This window comes from Kocuria turfanensis (assembly GCF_001580365.1).
Lineage (GTDB): Bacteria > Actinomycetota > Actinomycetes > Actinomycetales > Micrococcaceae > Kocuria > Kocuria turfanensis.
This window is the reverse complement of record NZ_CP014480.1, coordinates 2,310,287-2,330,944: the sequence shown is the minus strand read 5'-3', so window position 1 is coordinate 2,330,944 and position 20,658 is coordinate 2,310,287. Positions and strand designations below refer to the sequence as shown.

General features: G+C 71.4%; 17 protein-coding genes and 2 tRNA genes. 14 read left to right on the top strand and 5 right to left on the bottom strand.

The genetic code is table 11. The features are described from left to right. Nucleotides 1-629 precede the first annotated feature (629 nt). From dnaA to AYX06_RS10725, 10 genes are all read left to right on the top strand, one after another. Entirely contained in the window at nt 630-2,177 is a 1,548-nt protein-coding gene (dnaA, locus tag AYX06_RS10765; RefSeq protein WP_062737010.1) for a chromosomal replication initiator protein DnaA, read from the top strand. Between the two features lie 620 nt (nt 2,178-2,797). Continuing rightward, the gene (gene dnaN, locus AYX06_RS10760; protein WP_062735766.1) at nt 2,798-3,922 is read left to right on the top strand and encodes a DNA polymerase III subunit beta; all 1,125 of its coding nucleotides are present in this window, start codon (nt 2,798-2,800) and stop codon (nt 3,920-3,922) included. Between the two features lie 36 nt (nt 3,923-3,958). After that, on the top strand, nt 3,959-5,179 hold the full coding sequence (recF, locus tag AYX06_RS10755) for a DNA replication/repair protein RecF (RefSeq protein WP_062735765.1): 1,221 nt from the start codon (nt 3,959-3,961) through the stop codon (nt 5,177-5,179). Further along, nucleotides 5,176-5,859: a DUF721 domain-containing protein gene (locus AYX06_RS10750; protein ID WP_371860064.1), complete on the top strand. Its 684-nt coding sequence runs from the start codon at nt 5,176-5,178 to the stop codon at nt 5,857-5,859. The genes recF and AYX06_RS10750 overlap by 4 nt, the downstream gene beginning before the upstream one ends. Nucleotides 5,860-6,206: 347 nt before the next feature. Beyond that, complete coding sequence (gene gyrB, locus AYX06_RS10745) at nt 6,207-8,306, top strand: DNA topoisomerase (ATP-hydrolyzing) subunit B (RefSeq protein WP_147017562.1); 2,100 nt, start codon at nt 6,207-6,209, stop codon at nt 8,304-8,306. Between the two features lie 89 nt (nt 8,307-8,395). Continuing rightward, nucleotides 8,396-11,089 (top strand): DNA gyrase subunit A, encoded by a 2,694-nt coding sequence (gyrA, locus tag AYX06_RS10740; RefSeq protein ID WP_062735763.1) that lies wholly within the window; start codon nt 8,396-8,398, stop codon nt 11,087-11,089. Next, on the top strand, nt 11,086-11,673 hold the full coding sequence (locus tag AYX06_RS20495; RefSeq protein WP_062735762.1) for a DUF3566 domain-containing protein: 588 nt from the start codon (nt 11,086-11,088) through the stop codon (nt 11,671-11,673). The genes gyrA and AYX06_RS20495 overlap by 4 nt, the downstream gene beginning before the upstream one ends. A 101-nt stretch (nt 11,674-11,774) precedes the next feature. Continuing rightward, nucleotides 11,775-11,848, top strand: a tRNA-Ile gene (locus AYX06_RS10730). A gap of 32 nt (nt 11,849-11,880) precedes the next feature. After that, on the top strand, nt 11,881-12,003 hold the full coding sequence (locus tag AYX06_RS20740; protein ID WP_261775410.1) for a hypothetical protein: 123 nt from the start codon (nt 11,881-11,883) through the stop codon (nt 12,001-12,003). A gap of 12 nt (nt 12,004-12,015) precedes the next feature. After that, nucleotides 12,016-12,091: transfer RNA gene (locus tag AYX06_RS10725), tRNA-Ala, on the top strand. A gap of 155 nt (nt 12,092-12,246) precedes the next feature. On the opposite strand, the gene AYX06_RS10720 is transcribed toward AYX06_RS10725, so the two are convergent. After that, a complete protein-coding gene (locus tag AYX06_RS10720; protein WP_062735761.1) occupies nt 12,247-13,119 on the bottom strand; it encodes a hypothetical protein in 873 nt (290 codons plus the stop codon). Nucleotides 13,120-13,277: 158 nt separating this feature from the next. Between AYX06_RS10720 and AYX06_RS10715 the strand changes: the two genes are divergently transcribed. From AYX06_RS10715 to AYX06_RS10700, 4 genes are all read left to right on the top strand, one after another. Further along, nucleotides 13,278-13,823, top strand: a complete 546-nt coding sequence (locus AYX06_RS10715; RefSeq protein WP_062735760.1) for a peptidylprolyl isomerase — start codon at nt 13,278-13,280, stop codon at nt 13,821-13,823. Nucleotides 13,824-13,978: 155 nt separating this feature from the next. Beyond that, complete coding sequence (locus tag AYX06_RS10710) at nt 13,979-14,773, top strand: rhomboid family intramembrane serine protease (protein ID WP_062735759.1); 795 nt, start codon at nt 13,979-13,981, stop codon at nt 14,771-14,773. A 308-nt stretch (nt 14,774-15,081) separates the two neighbouring features. Beyond that, the gene (locus AYX06_RS10705; RefSeq protein WP_062735758.1) at nt 15,082-15,774 is read left to right on the top strand and encodes a response regulator transcription factor; all 693 of its coding nucleotides are present in this window, start codon (nt 15,082-15,084) and stop codon (nt 15,772-15,774) included. Continuing rightward, a complete protein-coding gene (locus AYX06_RS10700) occupies nt 15,771-17,219 on the top strand; it encodes a sensor histidine kinase (RefSeq protein ID WP_147017563.1) in 1,449 nt (482 codons plus the stop codon). The genes AYX06_RS10705 and AYX06_RS10700 overlap by 4 nt, the downstream gene beginning before the upstream one ends. 7 nt (nt 17,220-17,226) lie before the next feature. Here the strand turns inward: AYX06_RS10700 and AYX06_RS10695 are convergent, their stop codons facing one another. The 4 genes from AYX06_RS10695 to AYX06_RS20490 form a co-directional block, all read right to left on the bottom strand. Further along, complete coding sequence (locus AYX06_RS10695; RefSeq protein WP_062735756.1) at nt 17,227-18,027, bottom strand: GntR family transcriptional regulator; 801 nt, start codon at nt 18,025-18,027, stop codon at nt 17,227-17,229. Continuing rightward, the gene (locus AYX06_RS10690; protein ID WP_062735755.1) at nt 18,024-19,025 is read right to left on the bottom strand and encodes a zinc-binding dehydrogenase; all 1,002 of its coding nucleotides are present in this window, start codon (nt 19,023-19,025) and stop codon (nt 18,024-18,026) included. Before AYX06_RS10690 ends, AYX06_RS10695 begins: the two co-directional genes overlap by 4 nt. A 122-nt stretch (nt 19,026-19,147) precedes the next feature. Next, on the bottom strand, nt 19,148-19,771 hold the full coding sequence (locus AYX06_RS10685; RefSeq protein ID WP_062735754.1) for a LysE/ArgO family amino acid transporter: 624 nt from the start codon (nt 19,769-19,771) through the stop codon (nt 19,148-19,150). Then, complete coding sequence (locus AYX06_RS20490; RefSeq protein ID WP_062735753.1) at nt 19,768-20,598, bottom strand: MSMEG_6728 family protein; 831 nt, start codon at nt 20,596-20,598, stop codon at nt 19,768-19,770. The genes AYX06_RS10685 and AYX06_RS20490 overlap by 4 nt, the downstream gene beginning before the upstream one ends. Nucleotides 20,599-20,658: the final 60 nt, after the last annotated feature.

The following is a 20,658-nucleotide window of genomic DNA, read 5'->3' as shown; positions in this document are numbered from 1 at the left end:
GTGCGCCGCGTGGTCCTCGGCGCACCGGGTCGGTACGGCGAAGGGGCGGGCGCAGCAGTGCTGGTGGATGCGTCCGAGCATGCGGAAGGGCATGACAGGGGACACAAGAGACTACCTCACCCTAGACAACAGGCCGGGGACGGTCAAATCCGCGGACGACGACGCACCGGGGCGCAGGCTCCTCCGAGCGCCCCCGAGCGTGCACCGGAGGGGACGGACACGCCCGGCGCGGCCTCCGGAAACCGGCCGGTGCTGTGCAGTGCACATCCTACCCACAGCTGTGCACGGATCTTGCTCACATCCTGTGGAAAACCCGTGCGCTCCCGGCCGCGGAACGGCGCGGATCAGGGGCTGAACTACACCTCTGTAGTTCCCGGGACCCCAGCAGATCAGCTATGAACAGTTTCGAAGCATGTTCTAGGCTGGCACTCGCGGCCGGCCCCCGAACAGCTTTTCCACCGTTGTGAACAACTCTGTGGAAAAGGCCGCCGCAGCAGGGCCGGGACGACCCGTCAACCGCCTCGTCATCCCGACGACATCTCGATGACATCCCGACGACAGCAGGAGTACGCGTGGGCACGCAGGACAATCAGGCGCTCAGCGCGCAGTGGGCCGAATGCGTGCAGTACATGTACGAGGACCCCATGACCACGGGCCGCTACCGGGGGTTCATCTCCCTGGCCCAGCCGCAGGGGCTCATCGGCACCACGCTGCTCGTCGCGGTCCCCAACGAGCTGACCCGGGAGTTCTTCCAGAACCAGATGGCCTCGGTCCTGCGCTCCTCCGTGGGACGCGCCTTCAGTCCGGAGACGCTCGTGGCGTTCGTCGTCGACGCCGACCTCGAGGCCGCTCCCGCCCCGGAGCCGGGACCGCAGACGGCAGCGCTGCCCCCGATCGGTGAGCTCGAGGCCGAGCGCAACCGCACCGACGGGCCCACCCGGACCGATGCCGGTGACACCGCACACGCCATGGGGATCGACCAGCGCATGCTGGACCTCGCCGCGGTGCGCCCGGAGCCGGTCGCACCGGCCGCCGGCAATCGCACCCTGCCTCCGCCGCGGGACCCGCAGGCCGCCCCGCCCCGCCGCCCCGTGCAGGACACCGGCACCGCCCCCGCCGTGGTGGGGGAGTGGGACAGCTCCGCGCGGCTGAACCCGAAGTACGTCTTCGACTCCTTCGTGATCGGGCAGTCCAACCGGTTCGCCCACGCCGCGGCGTTCGCGGTGGCCGAGACCCCTGCCAAGGCGTACAACCCGCTGTTCATCTACGGGGAGTCCGGCCTGGGCAAGACGCACCTGCTGCACGCCATCGGTCACTACGCCAAGCGGCTGTACCCGCAGGTGCGCGTGCGCTACGTGAACTCGGAGGAGTTCACCAACGACTTCATCAACTCGATCCGCGACGACGAGGGCTCCTCCTTCAAGGAGATCTACCGCAACGTGGACATGCTGCTGATCGACGACATCCAGTTCCTGGCGGGCAAGGAGCACACGCAGGAGGAGTTCTTCCACACCTTCAACGCGCTGCACAACCACGAGAAGCAGATCGTGATCACCTCGGACATGCCGCCCAAGCAGCTCACCGGCTTCGCCGAGCGCATGCGCTCCCGGTTCGAGTGGGGTCTGATCACCGACGTGCAGCCTCCGGAGCTGGAGACCCGCATCGCGATCCTGCGCAAGAAGGCCACCAGCGAGGGCATGGACGCCCCCGACGACGTGCTGGAGTACATCGCCTCGCACATCTCCACCAACATCCGTGAGCTCGAGGGCGCCCTGATCCGCGTCACCGCCTTCGCCTCGCTGAACAAGCAGGCCGTGGACCTGCCCCTGGCCGAGCTGGTGCTCAAGGACCTCATCACCGACGACGGCGCGCAGGAGATCACCGCGGCCTCGATCCTGGCGCAGACGGCGGTCTACTTCGACATCACCCTCGAGGAGCTCAAGAGCAAGTCCCGCACCCGCACCCTGGTCACGGCGCGGCAGATCGCCATGTACCTGCTGCGCGAGCTCACCGACATGTCCCTGCCGAAGATCGGCCAGGAGCTGGGCGGCCGCGACCACACCACGGTGATGCACGCCGACCGGAAGATCCGCACCCTGATGGCCGAGCGCCGGCAGATCTTCAACCAGGTCACCGAGCTGACGAACCGCATCAAGCAGCAGCAGCGCGAGGGCTGAGCACCGCCCACCCGTCACCGACGGGCTCGCCGGGACACCGGCGGGCCCGTTTTCTTGTGATTCGTCCACAGGCCGCCACCGCGCCGTTCCGGGGTGGCCGACCCTCTTCTGCACAGGACACGGCCCCTTGTGGAGCACCTGTGCACAGGACAGAACCCACACCTGTGGATAAAATTGTGGAATACCGCCGGGCTCCGGTGGAGAACCTCGGCACAACTGCCGGTCGGGCTGTGGAACCCGCGGAACCGCGCGGATCTTGTCCACCGGGAGAGGCCCTTCCGGTGGACCGCGAATCACAGGAACTCAACAGGGCGTTGCCGCCCGGCGCCTGGCCGAGAGGCAGTTATCCACAGATTCCACAGTGGTTATTAACACTCCCGTCCTTAAAGAGATCTCCGGCCAAACAACAAGAATCCGGGACTCCGGGCCCCCGCCGAGCCCTCCGGGACCGGCGAACCACAAGAAGTCCGCCACGGTCGGCCGAATGGCCGTCCGCCGAAACGGACGGATACGATGCAGGGGGCGAAGACCCGGTCGGCCGCACCTCGCGGCGCGGCGGACGCCGTCCTCCGGGCGCGGGCTCCGCCGCCCGTGCTCAGACTGAAAGGCAGCAACCTCTCGTGAAGTTCTCCGTCGAACGCGATGTTCTCGCCGAGGCCGTGACCTGGACCGCCCGGTCCCTCTCTCCTCGGCCCCCGGTCCCCGTGCTGTCCGGTCTGCTCATCCGGGCGGAGGGCGGGTCGCTGTCCATCGCCAGCTTCGACTACGAGATCTCGGCACGGCTGTCGATCAGCGCCGACGTCCAGGAGGAGGGCACCACGCTCGTCTCCGGGCGGCTCCTGGCGGACATCTGCCGGTCGCTGCCGTCCGCGCCGGTCGAGGTCCAGGCCGACGAGGGCAAGGTCACGCTGACCTGCCGGTCCTCGCGGTTCAACCTCGCCGCGATGCCCGTGGGCGACTACCCGGAGCTCCCGGCCCTGCCGGACGTCTCCGGCGTGGTCGCCGGCGACGACTTCGCCCTCGCCGTGTCCCAGGTCAACATCGCGGCCAGCAAGGACGACACCCTTCCGATCCTCACCGGCGTGCGCGTGGAGATCGAGGGCGAGAAGATGACCCTCCTGGCCACCGACCGGTACCGGCTCGCCATGCGGGAGCTGACGTGGAGGCCGACCTCCCACGACATCTCCACGGCCGCGCTGATCAAGGCCCGTACGCTCAACGACATCGCCAAGACCCTCGGACCGGCCGGGGACATCAACATCGCGCTGTCCGACTCCGCCGAGCTCGTCGGCTTCGAGTCCGGCGGCCGCCGGACCACGAGCCTGCTCATCGACGGCGAGTACCCCAAGATCCGGTCGCTGTTCCCCGAGCACACCCCGATCACGGCTGCGGTGCGCACCACCGAGCTCGTCGAGGCGGTCCGCCGCGTCTCGCTCGTGGCCGAGCGCAACACGCCCGTCCGCCTCGCCTTCACCCAGGGCCAGGTGGCCCTGGACGCCGGGACCGGCGAGGACGCCCAGGCCTCGGAGGTCCTGGACGCCCACCTGACCGGGGACGACATCACCGTGGCCTTCAACCCCACGTACCTGTCCGAGGGCCTGCACGCCTTCTCCTCGGACTACGTGCGGTTCTCCTTCACCGCCCCGCCCAAGCCGGCGGTGCTCTCCGCGCAGGCCGAGCCGGAGGGCGAGGACCGGGACGACTACAAGTACCTGCTGATGCCGGTCCGGCTCCCGAGCCAGTGACCGGCCGGCGCGGAAGCGGAAGCTGCTGATCCGGGCGTGTTCGTCGACCACCTCTCCCTGCTGGACTACCGGACGTATGCCCTGCTGGACATACGTCTGGGACCCGGGACCACCGTGTTCCTGGGCCCCAACGGCGTGGGCAAGACGAACATCGTCGAAGCCCTGGACTACACGGCGGGGCTCTCCTCGCACCGCGTGTCCTCGGACGCGCCGCTGATCCGCTTCGGCGCCGAGCGGGCGATCGTCCGGGTGCGCGTGCGGCGCGGCGGCCAGCAGACCGTCCTCGAGCTCGAGCTCAACGACGGCCGCGCCAACCGGGTGCGCATCAACCGGGCCGCCCCCGTCCGTGCCAGGGACGCCCTCGGCATCGTGCGCACGGTCCTGTTCTCCCCGGAGGACCTCTCCCTGGTGAAGGGCGACCCCTCGCACCGGCGACGGTTCCTGGACGACCTCGCCCGGTCCATGCGCCCGGTCCTCGCCGGCACCATGGCCGACTACGAGAAGGTGCTCAAGCAGCGCAACGCGCTGCTGAAGTCGGCCCGCCGCAGCGGCCGCTTCACCGAGACCCACCGCTCGACGCTGGCCGCGTGGAACGACCAGTTCGCCCGCACCGGGGCCGTGATCCTGCACGCGCGGCTGCAGCTGATCGACGCCCTCGCCCCGCAGGTGGCCACCGCCTACGACCAGCTCACCGACGGCACGAAGTCCACCACGCTGCGCTACGTGTCCTCGGTCCTGCCGGAGAGCGCCGGTGGGGACGTGGGGCAGCTGCGCGACTTCACCCCGGCGGACCTGCACCGGCTGATCCTCGAGGCGTGCGAGGACGCCGAGCAGCGCGAGCTCGAGCGGGGCCTGACGCTGATCGGCCCGCACCGCGACGAGCTCGAGCTGCTGCTGGGTCCGGCCCCCGCCCGCGGCTACGCCTCGCACGGGGAGACCTGGTCCTACGCCCTCGCCCTCCGGCTGGGCTCCTGGTACGTCCACCTCGCGGACGACCCCACCGAGGGCGCGGCGCCGATCCTGCTGCTCGACGACGTGTTCGCGGAGCTCGACGCCCGGCGCCGGAGCCGCCTGGCCGCGATCGTGGCCTCCGCGGAGCAGGTCCTGGTCACCGCCGCGGTCGAGGAGGACCTGCCCACCGAGCTCGTCGCCGGCCCGCACGACGTGGTGCGGGTGGGGCCGGGGACGGCTGTGCGCGACGACGAGCGCCCGCCCGCCGGGACCGGCCCGGAGGCGGGGGAGGCTGCGTCGTCGTGAGCGGGCCCGAGCGCGGGGACCGGCTCCCCGATCCCCCGGACGACCTCCCGGCGGACCCCTCGGCGGCCCCGCCGGCCCCGGAGGAGAACGTCGTGCGGATCGAGGACGAGATCGATGCGCCCGCGGCGCTGCTGACCCGGATGCGCCACGCCGCCGAGGCCCGCGGGGACGGGCGCCTCTACGGGGCGGCCGCGCGGCGCAACCTCAAGAACTTCGGGGCGGCGATGGAGTCGGCCACCGCGTCCCCCGCCGAACGCCTGGGGCGGCGCGGCAACGACGTGGACCCCCGGGCGCTCGGCGGGTACTCCGGGGCGGGCCGCTCCGCCCGCGACCCCCGGGGCGTGGGCTCGGTGCTGGACGCCCTCGTGTCGGGACGGGGCTGGAAGTCCCCGGTCGCCGTCGGGTCGGTGCTCTCCCGCTGGGACGAGCTCGTGGGCCCGGGGATCGCCGGGCACTGCCGGCCGGAGAGCTTCGACGAGACGGTGGTGCGGGTCCGCTGCGACTCGACCGCCTACGCCGCCAACCTGCGGCTCATGGTCCCGCAGCTGCTGCGCATGTTCGACGAGCACCTGGGGGAGGGCATCGTCACCCGGATCGAGATCCTCGGCCCGGCAGCGCCGAGCTGGAAGCGCGGCCGCCGGTCGGTGCAGGGCCGGGGCCCCCGGGACACCTACGGGTGAGGCCGGTGCCGCGGAGCGCTGAGCGGCCTCGTGGCGCGCTGGGCCCCCCCGGGAACGAACAGCCGGTGGTGGAGACCAGAAAAATTCGTTCTGAGGGCCTTTTCCGGCCGCTCAGGGGCATCTGCGGGCACCCCTGGCCCGTCGTTTTCCGATAGAATCGGTGCCAGACAGGAATTGACGGACCGGGCCCCCCACGGCCGATCGCGGCACCCGCCCGCGGCGCGGACGCCCGGAGTCGTCGAACCGTTCCGACCCTGCACGAGCCGATGAGTCGTCGAACGTCTCATCGGCGTTCTCTTGTGCTGTCCGGAGCGGCCCGAACGCCCAACAGGAGGAGCCAGGAACCCGTGGCAACAGAGGATCCGCAGAAGCGCGAGTACGGTGCCGGTGACATCACCGTCCTGGAGGGGCTCGAGGCCGTCCGGAAACGGCCCGGCATGTACATCGGCTCGACCGGCCCGCGCGGGCTGCACCACCTCGTGTACGAAGTGGTCGACAACTCGGTCGACGAGGCGCTGGCCGGCTACTGCGACCACATCGAGGTGACGCTGCAGGCCGACGGCGGGGTGCGGGTCGTCGACAACGGCCGCGGCATCCCCGTGGACATCCACCCGACCGAGGGCCGGCCGACCGTCGAGGTCGTCATGACGATCCTGCACGCGGGCGGCAAGTTCGGCGGCGGCGGCTACGCCGTCTCCGGCGGTCTGCACGGCGTGGGCATCTCCGTGGTCAACGCCCTGTCCCGCCGCGTGGAGACCGAGGTGCGCCGCCAGGGCCACGTCTGGCGGATGGTCTTCGCCGAGGGCGGCCGGCCGCAGGGAGAGCTGGTCCGGGGCGAGGAGACCGCGGAGACCGGCACGACCCAGGTCTTCTACCCGGACCCCGAGATCTTCGAGACCGTGGACTTCGACTTCGAGACACTGCGGGCGCGCTTCCAGCAGATGGCGTTCCTCAACAAGGGCCTGAAGATCAGCCTGACGGACGAGCGCGTGGCCGAGGAGTCCGGCGAGGAGATCGCCGGCTCCGCCTCCGACCACTCGGGGGCCCGTGCGGCGACCGGCGCGGCCGCGGAGCCGGTCGAGGGCCGCGACGGCGGCACGGACGTCCCCCGGCTCAACCACGAGGACGAGAACGACTCCGGCCACCGCCGGGTCGTCTACAAGTACGACCACGGCCTGCTCGACTACGTCACCTTCCTGAACACGTCCAAGAAGGCCGACCTCGTCCACGACGACGTCATCGCGATCGAGACCGAGGACGCCGACCGGAAGATGTCCCTCGAGCTCGCCATGCAGTGGACCACCGCCTACACCGAGTCGGTGCACACCTACGCGAACACGATCAACACCCACGAGGGCGGCACCCACGAGGAGGGCTTCCGCTCGGCCATGACCTCGCTGGTGAACCGGTACGCCCGGGAGAACAAGCTGCTGCGGGACAAGGACGAGAACCTCACCGGCGACGACGTGCGGGAGGGCCTGACCGCCGTCATCTCGATCAAGCTCGCCGAGCCGCAGTTCGAGGGCCAGACCAAGACCAAGCTCGGCAACTCCGAGGCGAAGACCTTCGTCCAGCGCGAGGTCAACGACCGGTTCGGTGACTGGCTCGAGCGCAACCCGGCCGCGGCGCGGGAGATCATCCGCAAGGCCATCAACGCCTCGCAGGCGCGGCTCGCCGCCCGGAAGGCGCGCGAGACCACTCGCCGCAAGGGCCTGCTCGAGTCGGGCGGGATGCCGGGCAAGCTCAAGGACTGCTCCTCCAAGGACCCGTCCCTGTCCGAGATCTACATCGTGGAGGGCGACTCCGCGGGCGGCTCCGCGGTGCAGGGCCGCGATCCCGCCCACCAGGCGATCCTGCCCCTGCGCGGCAAGATCCTCAACGTGGAACGGGCGCGGCTGGACCGGGCGCTGTCCAACGCCGAGGTCCAGTCGATGATCACCGCCTTCGGCGCGGGCATCGGCGACGACTTCGACATCGAGAAGGCCCGCTACCACAAGATCGTGCTCATGGCCGACGCCGACGTGGACGGCCAGCACATCACCACCCTGCTGCTGACGCTGCTGTTCCGCTTCATGCGCCCGCTCATCGAGCACGGCTTCGTCTACCTGGCCCAGCCGCCGCTGTACCGGATCAAGTGGTCCAACGCACCGCACGACTACGTCTACTCGGACGCCGAGCGGGACCAGGCCCTCGCTCGGGGCCTGGCCAACAACCAGCGCATTCCCAAGGACAACGGGATCCAGCGCTACAAGGGTCTCGGCGAGATGGACTACACCGAGCTCTGGGACACCACGATGGACCCCGAGCACCGCACGCTGCTCCAGGTGACCATGGAGGACGCCGCGGCCGCGGACCAGGTCTTCTCCGTGCTCATGGGCGAGGACGTCGAGTCCCGCCGCGAGTTCATCCAGCAGAACGCCAAGGACATCCGGTTCCTCGACATCTGATCCGCGACATATGACCGGTCCGGCATATGCAGCCGGGGCCGGGACGGCGGCAGGACCCCGAGAACCAGCAGACAGAACGGAAAGACCGTATGAGTGACGAGATCCAGGACGGACAGACCCCGGAGGACGCCGGCCTCACCGGCGACCTCGAGAACTCGCCCGTGCTGACCGACCGCGTGGAGCAGGTGGACCTGCAGACCGAGATGCAGCGGTCCTACCTCGACTACGCCATGGCCGTCATCGTCGGCCGAGCCCTCCCGGACGTCCGGGACGGGCTCAAGCCGGTGCACCGCCGGGTCCTCTACGCGATGTACGACGGCGGCTACCGCCCGGACCGGTCCTTCAACAAGTGCGCCCGCGTGGTGGGCGAGGTCATGGGCCAGTACCACCCGCACGGCGACTCCGCGATCTACGACGCCCTGGTGCGCCTGATCCAGCACTGGGTGATGCGCTACCCGCTCGCGCTGGGCCAGGGCAACTTCGGCTCCCCGGGCAACGACGGCGCGGCGGCCCCGCGGTACACCGAGACCAAGATGGCGCCCATCGCCATGGAGATGGTCCGGGACATCCACGAGGAGACCGTGGACTTCCAGGACAACTACGACGGCAAGAACCAGGAGCCGTCGGTGCTGCCGTCCCGGTTCCCGAACCTGCTGGTCAACGGGTCCTCCGGCATCGCGGTGGGCATGGCCACCAACATCCCGCCGCACAACCTGCGCGAGGTCGCCGACGGCGTGCAGTGGTACCTCCGGAACCCGGACGTCTCCAACGAGGAGCTGCTCGAGGAGCTGCTGCAGCGGATCAAGGGCCCGGACTTCCCGACCGGGGCGCAGATCCTCGGCCACAAGGGCATCGAGGAGGCCTACCGGACCGGGCGCGGCTCGATCCCGATGCGCGCCGTGGTCAACGTCGAGGAGATCCACGGCCGCACGTGCCTGGTGGTCACGGAGCTGCCCTACCAGGCGAACCCGGACAACCTCGCGATGAAGATCGCGGACCTCGTCAAGGACGGCCGGATCACCGGCATCGCCGACATCCGGGACGAGACCTCCGGGCGCACCGGCCAGCGCCTGGTGATCGTGCTCAAGCGGGACGCCGTGGCCAAGGTGGTGCTCAACAACCTCTACAAGCACACGCAGCTGCAGGACAACTTCTCCGCCAACATGCTCGCCCTGGTGGACGGGGTGCCCCGCACCCTGAGCCTCGACGCCTTCATCCGGCACTGGGTCACCCACCAGATGGACGTCATCGTGCGGCGCACCCGGTACCGGCTGCGCCAGGCCGAGGCGGAGGCCCACATCCTGCGGGGCCTGCTCAAGGCCCTCGACGCCCTCGACGAGGTCATCGCGCTCATCCGCCGCTCCCCGACGGCCGACGACGCCCGCACCGGGCTCATGGAGCTGCTGCAGATCGACGAGGACCAGGCGCAGGCCATCCTCAACATGCAGCTGCGCCGGCTCGCCGCCCTCGAGCGGCAGAAGATCCAGGACCGGCACGCGGAGCTGGAGCGGCTGATCGCCGAGTACACCGAGATCATCGCCTCCGAGGCGCGCCAGCGCGACATCATCTCGACCGAGCTCGAGGAGATCGTGGGCCGCTACGGCGACGACCGCCGCTCCGAGATCCAGTACGGCTACGACGGCGACATGTCGATGGAGGACCTGATCCCCGAGGAGGAGATGGTCGTGACCATCACCCGCGGCGGATACGTCAAGCGCACCCGCTCGGACCAGTACCGGTCCCAGCGCCGCGGCGGCAAAGGGGTCCGGGGCGCGCAGCTGCGCGCGGACGACGTCGTCGAGCACTTCTTCGTGACCACCACGCACAACTGGATCCTGTTCTTCACGAACCTGGGCCGGGTCTACCGGACCAAGGCCTACGAGCTGCTCGAGGCCGGCCGGGACGCCAAGGGCCAGCACGTGGCCAACCTGATGGCCTTCCAGCCGGGGGAGCGGATCGCCCAGGTCATGGAGCTGCGCTCCTACGACGACGCCCCGTACCTCGTCCTCGCCACCCGCAACGGGCTGGTGAAGAAGACCCGGCTGCTGGACTACGACACCAACCGCTCGGCCGGCGTGATCGCGATCAACCTGCGCGAGGACGACGAGCTGGTCTCGGCGCAGCTGGCCTCGGCGGCGGACGACCTGCTGCTCATCTCCCGCAACGGGATGTCCCTGCGCTTCACCGCCTCGGACGACGTGCTGCGCCCCATGGGCCGGGCCACCTCGGGGGTCACCGGCATGAAGTTCCGCGACGGCGACGAGCTGCTCTCGGCCAACGTGGTGACCGACGACGCCTACGTCTTCGTCGTCACCGAGGGCGGCTACGCCAAGCGCACCAAGGTGGAGGAGTACCGGGTGCAGGGCCGCGGCGGGCTCGGCATCAAGGTGGCGAAGCTCGCGGAGCAGCGCGGCCGGCTGGTCGGCGGGCTGATCGTGGGCGAGGAGGACGAGGTCCTCGTGGTCATGGAGTCCGGGAAGGTCGTGCGCACCGGGGCCTCCGAGGTGCCGGCCAAGGGCCGGGACACGATGGGCGTGATCTTCGCCAAGCCGTCCGCGGGCGACTCGATCACGGGCGTGGCCCACAACGCCGACCGCGAGATCGCGCAGGAGGTCGACGCCGAGGCCGTGGCCGAGATCGACGTCCAGCAGGACGAGTCCATGGAGACGGCCGACGTGCAGCAGGCCGAGGACACCGGTGAGCTCGATTCCGTCCCCGGAACCGGGGACACGGCGGACGATGAAGTAGCGTTGGACGCGAACAACAACGGAGGTAACGCATGAGCTCGAGTTCCGGCTCCAACGCCGCCGGCAAGTCCGGACGCGCCCCCCTCGCGTCCGCGCCCCGGCCCGGTGCCGCGGCGAAGCCGGGCCCGGCCACGTCCGCGAAGTCCGGGACGACCCCCCGCACCGCCCCCCGGCCGGTGAAGTCCGCCCCGGCCCCGGCCAAGAACAGCCGGCCGGCCGGCTCCACGAAGGGCCTGGTTCGCCCCGCCCCGCGCCCGAGGGTGCGCCGGGCGCGGCTCGTGGTCTCGAAGGTGGACACCTGGTCGGTGCTCAAGCTCGCGTTCCTGCTCTCGGTGGCGCTCGGGATCATCACCGTGGTCGCCTCCGTGGTGCTGTGGATCGTCCTGGACCTCACCGGGATGTTCGACGGCATCAACGAGCTGCTCGGCATGCTGGGCGGCGCGGGCGGGGCGCTGAACGTGAAGGACTTCCTCTCCCTGGGTCAGATCGCGATCTTCGCGACCATCGTCTCGGTGGTCAACGTGATCCTCCTGACCGCTCTCTCGGTGCTCGCGGCACTGCTCTACAACATCGCCGCGGCCCTGGTGGGCGGGGTCGGTCTCACCCTCACGGACGACTGACCCGGCACGGCACGATCACCGGACGCCGGCCCGTGCCGGGCTGGATTTGGCACGGGTCGGCAACTCCGGTATCGTTTCTTCTCGGTCCGCAAGGGCCGGAAGGGCGTATAGCTCAGACGGTTAGAGCGCTTCGCTGATAACGAAGAGGTCCCAGGTTCAATTCCTGGTACGCCCACGGTTCCCTTTTTCGCATGTCAGGAGGCAGGCGTGAACAGGAAAGTGACTGCGGTTCTCGCCCTGGTCGGAGCGTCGGTCGCGGTGCTCTCCAAGCTCCGGGAGACCGATGCCGACCGTACCGCGTGGGCGGACGCCACCGACGAGGTGGAGTAGTCCGGACACTGCGGGGGCGTGGCGCAATTGGTAGCGCATCTGCTTTGCAAGCAGAGGGTTAGGGGTTCGAGTCCCCTCGCCTCCACCACCTGAGATCCCGATCGAGCACCTGCTCGGTCGGGATTCTTTCGTGCCCGGCCGCCGGTCACGCACCGTCCCGGTGCCGCACCCCCGATCCTGCTCCACGGCAGAGGCCCCCGCTCCCTGGGCGGGAGCGGGGGCCTCTGCGGCGGGAGCGGGGGCTCAGGACTCGTTGTCGTCCTTCTTGCCCTGGATCTGCTCCTTGACCTCGTGGATCGTGGCCTTGGCGTCCTCGCCCACGGACTGGGCGTTGTCCTTGACCTCGGAGGCGGCCTCCGAGACACCGCCGGACTGGCCGGCCGGGGTGGTGGCGTCCTTGACGTCGTCGACCTGCACGCCGGTGCCGGCGGCCACCGTGGTCTGCTGGGCGACCGGGGAGGCCGTCACCCGCGGGGACGTGGCCGCAGGGGTCTTCCAGGGGTCCTCGACCGGGCGGGACGCCTTCCAGGCGGCCACACCGGCGACGCCACCGGCGACCAGCAGGCCCAGCACCAGCAGGCCCTTGTGCGAGCTCTCGGCCTTCTTCTGCTGCTTGGCGTAGTCCTTGGCGACCTTCGCGGCGGCCTTCTTCGCGTTGGCCACGGCCTTCTTGTCACCGGTCAGCTTGGCGACGATGGCCTCGAGCTGTTCCGGGGTGTCCGCGTCCGCGAACTTGCCCGCGAGCAGGGCGGCGGCACCGGCGTACTTCGCCTGCATCGCGGCGCGGCTCTCGGCGGCGCGGTCGGCGGCCTTCGCGGCGACGGGGGCCGCGGCCTTGGACGCCTTCGCGGCGACCGGTGCGGTGACGGCGGCAGCCTTCAGCTTCGCGGAGCCGGAGAGGTCGTGGGCGCGGCCGAGGCTCTCCTGGACCTTCGGTCCGGCGGTCGCCACGCCACCGGCGAGGGCGGCGGCACCCGCCTCGACACTGTGCTGGAGCCGGGGTGCCAGCTCGCCGATCTCCTTGGACGCCCACTTGCCGGCGTCGAGCACCTTGCTCTCCGCGGCCTTCTGCGCCGCGGCGGCCTTCTTCTCGCTCTTGGACTTCGTGAAGCTCATGAATCCATCCCTCCTCGGGTCGTGACAATCCATGGTCAGCATACGTGCAGAGCCCGCCCGGATGGAGGCCCTCCCGCGTGATGCCGGGGCTTTTCACTGTGCGCTGAACCCCACGGGACGCCACGGAGCGGCCTCCGCCCGCGTGCAAGAATGGCCCCATGACTTCTGCCATCCCCACTGCCAAGGCGACGATCCACACGAACCACGGTGACATCGTCGTGAACCTGTTCGGCAACCACGCCCCGAAGACCGTCAAGAACTTCATCGGCCTCGCGGACGGCACCCAGGAGTGGAGCGACCCGCGCACCGGCGAGAAGCAGACCGGTCCCCTGTACCAGGACGTGGTCTTCCACCGCATCATCCGCGACTTCATGATCCAGGGCGGGGACCCCCTGGGCCAGGGCATCGGCGGGCCGGGCTACGAGTTCGACGACGAGATCCACCCCGAGCTCAACTTCAACGAGCCCTACATCCTCGCCATGGCGAACGCGGGCAAGCGCAACGGCCGGGGCACCAACGGGTCCCAGTTCTTCATCACCACGGCCCCCACCACCTGGCTGCAGGGCAAGCACACCATCTTCGGCGAGGTCGCCGACGACGCGTCGCGGAAGGTCGTCGACGAGCTGAACAACGTCCGCACCGGCGGCATGGACCGCCCGGTCGAGGACTGCGTCATCACCTCGATCGACGTCGAGCAGCTCTAGGCCCCAGCAGGACCCCGCCCCGGCCTCGCCGGGGCCACGGCGCAGGCCCGTCCGGAGCGATCCGGGCGGGCCTGCGCCGTTCTCGTACACCGAACCCTTTTCACCGAATCCTTTTCACCGATCCCGGCCCGCGGGCCGGCCCACGAGGAGTTCCAGTGAGCGGCGAGCGACCGCAGTACGGCGCGTCCACCGGGGGAGAGGTCCCCGTGTGCCCGCGCCACCCCGACCGCCCCAGCTACGTCACCTGCCAGCGGTGCGGCCGCCCGGTGTGCCCCGAGTGCCAGCGCACGGCCGCGGTGGGCGTGCACTGCGTCGACTGCGTGCAGCAGGCCTCGCGCCGCCGCCCCGCCCTGCGCACCGGACTGGGCGGCCGGGCGCCGCGGGGCTCGCCGATGCTCGTCACATGGTGGCTCATCGGCGCCAACGCCGCGGTCTACGCCCTGCAGTGGCTGGTCCAGGCCGCGGGCGTGAGCCTGCTCCAGATGTTCGCCTACGCCCCCATGATGACCACCTCCGAGCCGTGGCGGATGCTCACGAGCGGATTCCTGCACTCGATGTCCAGCCCACTCCACCTGCTCCTGAACATGTACATGCTGTACCTGTTCGGACGGATGCTGGAGCCCGCGCTGGGCCGCACCCGGTTCCTGCTGCTGTTCCTGCTCTCCGTCCTCGGGGGGTCGGTGGGCGTCCTGCTGCTCTCGCACCCGCTGAGCCTGGTGGTCGGCGCCTCGGGCGGCGTCTTCGGGCTCTTCGGCGCCCTCTTCGTCCTCCAGCGGCACCTGGGGCAGTCGATCACGCCCATCGCCGTGCTCATCGGCGTCAACATCGTCTTCGGCTTCCTCTTCCCCGGCATCGCCTGGCAGGCGCACCTCGGCGGACTGCTCACCGGCGCCCTCGTGGCCTTCGGCTACACCGCGGCCGCACGACGGCGCGCCGGCCGCCGGCGCTGATCCGCACGGGCCGTGCCACAAGGTTCTCCACAGGCTCTGTCCCCAGCTGTCGACAAGTTACAGCGGTGGAATTCCACACCTGTGACCCGCGCTGTGGACGGCGCCACGGCGGCGTCCACACCTGTTAATAACGCTGTGGAGAGACGGCTGTGCACACGGTTCTCCACACCTGTGGACAACGTTGTGCACCGGTTGGGGAGAAGGCGGCAGCGGAGCGGGCGCGCCGTCCTCAACGGATCCTCAGCACGGTGCGGGACACTGGAGGCGGGCCGCACGGCCCCGTGACGGCCGGCGAGGAGGGAGGACGCGTGCGCGTGCTGCTGGTGGACGACGAGGTGGACCTCGCGGAGTCGGTGCGCCGCGGCCTGACGAACGAGGGCTTCGTGGTCGACGTGGCCCACGACGGCGTCACCGGGGCGTGGCTGGCCCGGGAGAACCCCTACGACGTCGTGGTCCTGGACCTCATGCTGCCCGGCAGGAACGGCTACGCCGTCCTCGAGGAGATGCGCGCCGCCGAGAACTGGGTCCCGGTCCTGATGCTCACCGCGAAGGACGGCGAGTACGACCAGACCGACGCGTTCGACCTCGGCGCCGACGACTACCTGACCAAGCCCTTCAGCTTCCTCGTCCTCGTCGCCCGGCTGCGGGCGCTCATCCGCCGGGGCGCCCCCGAGCGGCCGGTGGTGCTCGCCGCCGGCTCCCTGGAGCTGGATCCCGTCCGCCGCACCGTGACCCGCCGCGGGCAGCGCCTGGAGCTGACCGCCAAGGAGTACGTCATCCTGCAGTACCTCCTGCAGAACAAGGAGCAGGTGGTCTCCAAGCTGCAGATCATGGACAACGCCTGGGACGCCGACTTCGAGGGCTCGGAGAACATCGTGGAGGTCTACGTGGGCTACCTCCGGAAGAAGATCGACGCCCCCTTCGGCCTGTCTACCCTGCAGACGGTCCGCGGCATGGGCTACCGCCTCGTGTCCGACGAGCCGGGGGCACCGGGCCCGTGACCGCCCGCCGGAGGTCGCCGTTCCAGCGGTGGGGCGTGCGCCGGCGCAGCACGGCCGCCGCGGGCCTGCTCATCCTGCTCGTGGTGGCCGTGGCCGGGGCCGTGCTGCTCGAGCTCCTGCACCGCACCGCCGTGGGGGCCGCCCACGACCAGGCCGTGGCCCGGCAGGCCGAGATCCTGCACGACCTCGGCGTTCCCTGGCAGCCGCGGACGGCCGGCGGCACCGCCCGGGAGACGACCGTCTACACGACCTCCGGCCTCGGGGAGCTGATGCAGCGGCTCGGGCGACCGGGCGTGCTCGTGCAGCTGCAGGGCGCCGACGGGCGGTTGGTCGCCGCCTCGCCCGCCGCCGCGCTGGACGCCGCCCTGTCCCCGCCCACGCTCGAGCCGGGGCAGTCCTTCGACTCGGCGGCGGACACCGCCGGACCGGGTCCACGCGCCGACGACTTCGTCTATGTCTCGCACGGCATGTACATCAACGACGTCCCCTTCACTCTCACCGTGGCCGTGCCCATGGCGCTGCAGCAGACCACGATCCGGACCGTGAGCCTGTTCCTGCTCGTCGGCGGCCCGGTGCTGGCCCTGCTCGGCTCCGCCCTCATGTGGTTCCTGGTCGGCCGGTCCCTCGCCCCCGTGCGGCGGATCACCGGGCAGGTCCGCCGGATCGGCACCGCCAACCTCGGGGAGCGGGTGGACGTGCCGCCCACCGGGGACGAGGTCGCTGCGCTCGCCGGGACGATGAACGGGATGCTCGACCGGCTGGAGGCCTCCGACCGGGCCCAGCGCCGGTTCGTGGCGGACGCCTCGCACGAGCTGCGCAGCCCCCTGGCGACCCTGACGACCACCATCGAGGTGGCCGCCTCGGACCCGTCCGCCACGATGTGGCCGGAGGTCGCTCCGGTGCTCCGGTCCCAGTCCCGCCGGATGGGCCGGCTCGTGGAGGATCTCCTGACCCTGGCGAAGATCGACGACGCCGGGCTGCGGCTGCGCGTCGCGGACACCGACCTCGACGAGGTGGTGCGGGAGGAGGTCGCCCGGATGCGGCCCGCGTCGCGGCACGAGGTCCGTGTGCACCTGGATCCGGTGCGGATCCGGGGGGACGGGAGCCGGCTGCAGCAGGTGCTCCGCAACCTGCTCTCCAACGCGGAGCGGCACGCCGAGTCGTGGATCGCCGTGTCCCTGCGGACGCAGGGACAGGAGGCGGTCGTGACCGTCGACAACGACGGCGCCGGCATCGCCCCGGAGGACCGGGAGCGGGTCTTCGAGCGGTTCGTGCGCCTGGACGACTCCCGGACCCGGGACACCGGCGGCTCCGGTCTGGGACTGGCGATCAGCCGGGAGATCGCGACCGCCCACGGGGGCGCGATCACCGCGGGGGAGGACGGACGGGGCAACTGCCGCTTCGAGCTCCGGCTCCCGCTCGGGCCCGGCGGCGCCGGGGCCTGAGCCGCGCTCAGTACCCCGTGGCGGCCTCGCCCCAGATCCGGTGCACCAGGTCCGGGACGTCCTGCTCCGGGGTGCCCCGGGCGCGCAGCGCCTGGCCGATCTGCCGCTCGGCCGTCGAGGCGAGGTGCTCGCGCATCGCCTCTCCCGCTGCGTCCGCGTCCTGGGCGAGCACCGCCTGCACCAGGGCGTCGTGCTCCCCGGCGAGCTCACCGACCGGGCGGAGCGTGGTGGCGGTGACGACGCCCAGGAATGACGTGGTGGCGCGCAGCCGCTCCACGAGCCGCGCCGCCTGCTCGTTCCCGGCGAGCTGGAGCAGGACCAGGTGCAGCCCCTCGTCGGCCTCGGCGGTCGCCTCGAGGTCCTGCGCCCGGGCCGCCGCGTGCATGGTCTCCCACTGCGCCCGGACCCACTCGAGGTCCGGCGGCTGCGCGAGGCCCGCCGCCCGCCGGGCGGCGGGGACCTCCAGGGCGGTGCGCACGGCGAGGATCTGCGCGACGTCGGTGGGGCTGACCTCGACGATCTCGAAGCCGCGGTTGCGGTGGAACCGGATCAGCCCGGCCTCGCCCAGCCGCAGGAGGCCCTCCCGCACGGGGCTGCGGGAGACGTTCATGACGGAGGCCAGCTGCTGCACGGAGTACAGCCGCCCGGGCTCCATCTGGCCGGCCATGACGGCCCGCCGCACCGCCGTCATCACCTGGACGGCGAGCGAGCTCTGGGTCGTGGCGGTCACGGCGGGCAGGGCGGGGGTGCCGGTGGAGGGCCGGCCGTCCGCCGCGGCGCCGGCGAGGGGACGGATGCGCTCGGTCACGGCGTCACGGTGAGCTTGATGTCGCCGGGGCGGTGCTCCTCGGCCCGCTGCATGGCCTCGGGCAGCCGCTCGAGGGGGAGCTCGCGGCCCAGGCAGTGCTCCACGTCGATCTCCCCCTCGGAGATCCGGCGCAGCGCCTCGCGGAAGGACGTGAGTCCCGGCTCCGCCTGCGCCGCCACGGAGCACTGCAGCCTCAGGTTCTTGCGGAACGCCGTCCACAGCGGGATGTCCGTGGGCCCGTGCCGCTCCGGCAGGCCGAAGAAGCCCACGACGCCCCGCTCGGCCGCGAGGTCGACGGCCTGGTCGCGCAGCACGTCGTGCCCCACGGCCTCGATCACGAGATCGGCGCCGCGCCCGCCGCTCACCTCGGCCACGACCTCGCCGAGGTCCTGCTCCGGCACGTGCACGGGGGTGGCGCCGAGTCGCCGGGCGACCTCGAGCCGGCCGGGGTCGAGGTCGGAGGCGACGACGTGCTCGAAGCCCAGCCGCCGGGCCTCCTCCACGAAGAACAGCCCCGCGGAGCCGGCACCCATCACCACGCACGTGTGTGCGCGCCGGGCGGGCGTCTCCACGGGCCAGAACTGGCGCATGGCGTAGAGGCAGGTGCCGTACTGCTGGGCCATCATGAGCCGGCGCAGCTGCCGGGAGTCGGTGGGGTCGGTGCCGGCGGGCAGCTCGACGACGTGCCGGTCGTCCAGCAGCTGCAGCTCCGCGAAGCACCCGCCCATCTCGCCCTGCGGGACGGTGAGCACGAGCGCGCCCTCCGGGACGTGCTTCGACCGGGACAGCACCACCATCCCGACCCCTTCGTGGCCGGGATAGCCGGGCCGGCGGGGGCCCTCGGCGTGCAGCAGGCCGTGGAAGACCACGTGCAGGTCCGAGCCGCAGATCGAGGCGTGCAGCATCTGCACCACCAGCTGGCCCGGTTCCGTGGCCTGCGGATCCGGCCAGTCCGTGACGGTGATCGTCCCCGTGGCGGGAACGTGGGACCCTCGCATGTGCGCCTCCTGCCGTCCGGCACGACGGGCGCCGGGTGAGTGACATGCTACCGACCCTTTGTCTCGGTGGCGCCGCATGACAGCAGATGAAAGGCCGGTGCGGCGCGCCTGCCGGGTGCCCGTCAGGTGCCCAGTGCGAGCTCCAGGCCCAGGACGAGCATGAGCACCGCGAGCGCGCCGTCGAGCACCCGCCAGGAGACGGGCGCCGCGAAGAACCGCTGCAGACGGGTGGCGCCCCACCCCAGGGCGCCGAACCACAGCGCGCTGGCGGTCATCGCCCCGGCGGCGAACCACCAGCGCAGCTGCTCGCCCTGCGCATTGGCCAGCGATCCCATGACCAGGACGGTGTCCACGTAGACGTGGGGGTTGAGCCAGGTCAGGGCCAGCGCGGTGAGCGCCACCCGGCCGCGGCCGGGCGGCGCCGCCCCGGCCGCCACCAGGCCGCCCGCGGGCCGCAGTGCCCGCCGCGCGGCCAGCAGCCCGTAGCCGAGCAGGAACGCCGCCCCGGCCCAGCGCAGGGCGCTCATCAGCCAGGGCGCCACCTGCTCCAGGAGGGAGGTGCCGGCCACGGAGGCGGCGATGAGGATCAGGTCGGAGACCGTGCACAGTGCCACCACGGTGCCGACGAACTGCCGGCGCAGACCCTGCCGGAGGACGAAGGCGTTCTGCGCCCCGATGGCCACGATGAGGGCCAGGCCCGAGCCGAGGCCCAGCAGGGCCGGGCCGAGCAGCGCGGCGAGGCTCACTCGCCGGCGCCCACGGCCTCGGCGGGGACGGCGAAGACCGGGCGCGGGGACTGCAGTCGTGCGGGCGCCGGCAGCTCCCGGCGCAGGACCCGCTCCCCGGGCTCGAGCTCGAGGGAGAAGCCCGCGACGGCGTGGTGCACGTTCTCGCGCAGCACGGTCCGCTCCACGAGCTGCTCGGGACCGGGCGCCCCGTGCAGCAGGAGCACGGGCTCACCCTCCTGCAGCTCCTGCTCGACGCGCGCCACCGCCGCCATCCAGTGGTTCTCCCGCACCCCCTCCGGGACACGGAACGGGACGAGGACGGCGCCGCCGACGGCCTCGTGCGTCCCCGGCGCCAGCACCCAGGCGCGCCGGCCGTGCGGCGGCTCGGCGGGGGGAGTGCGGGACTGCGCGGGCTCCGGCCACACGTACTCCAGTCCCGCGGTGTCGTCCGGGAACACGTCCCGGTAGAGCTCCTCGTCCTTGCTCAGCAGCTTGGACCGGTGGGAGCGGTGGAACGCGTCGTCGCCCAGCCACGGGGGCGGCTGCGCCACTCCGTCGTCGGGATACCGGTCCCAGGCCTCCGGGGCGAACTCCCGGATCTGCCACGCGGTGCTGTCGGCCCCGCCTCGGGCGGTCCACTCGTCGACCATCGCCCGCCCGTAGGCCACCAGCGCGGGCACGTGCCCGGTCCACATCGCCGTGGCCGGGTGCCGGTACCAGCCGTAGCCGGGAACCGTGGCCGCGCGCAGGACCTGGAGGGCCTCCACCCGCTGCTTGCCGAGCCGCTTGCGGTCCAGGGCACGGGCGGAGCGGGTGAAGTCCGGGTAGGGGAGGAAGGTCTGCACCGCCCCAGTCTGCTACGGACCGGACGGCGGCCACCACCGTGGCGCCCCGCGAGCCGCTTC